At 50.3% G+C, this 588-nt stretch carries 1 protein-coding gene; it reads right to left on the reverse strand.

Features of this window, described 5'->3' with window-relative positions; all coding sequences use genetic code 11:
- Window positions 1–12 precede the first annotated feature (12 nt).
- On the reverse strand, window positions 13–588 hold a 576-nt coding region (locus Xhom_RS25340), incomplete at its 5' end, for a hypothetical protein (protein WP_099140148.1).

Genomic DNA, 588 nt, shown 5'->3' on the forward strand with positions numbered 1-588 from the left:
CGGTCCCAGTTACTACTTAGCCGTTCGTATAGCCTCATCCAACGCTTGACTGATAGCAGCAGGCATCAACGATTGAGCCATTTGTTGCGCCCGTTCCTGATAACCAAGCACTGGATCAACTGGCAGAGCATCACCAAACCGAATGAGCAATTTTGGCGGTCGCTGTTTCTGCCTCGGTCTGCGGGTGCCATTCGATGAGCGTTTTAACCGCCTCTTGTTCTTTTTCACTTTCTTGGCTTTCTTACGCCGCCACACACCATTAACATTTTCTCCGTATCGTGTTGAGACTTCGCCAATAAACGTATCCTCTTTGCCTTTTAACTGACTCAGCTTGTTTCGGGGCAGGTTTCCGTGCTTGTTGAGTTTGACGTTCTTGGGGTTGAGCAGTGCGGCTCCATTCAGCTTATGCACACCACCGACTTCAAACGGCTCCAGATAACCGGCAGCGGTTGGCATCACGGACACTTTCGCGGTCAGATTATCTTTGCGAGCACCCTGACTTCTGACTGATTTCACGGTGAATGACGTTGGGTTCTCCAATCGACGTTCTAGTGCGACCTTCTGTGCTTTCTCTATCTTACGCGCAAC

It is taken from the genome of Xenorhabdus hominickii (assembly GCF_002632725.1).
Lineage (GTDB): Bacteria > Pseudomonadota > Gammaproteobacteria > Enterobacterales > Enterobacteriaceae > Xenorhabdus > Xenorhabdus hominickii.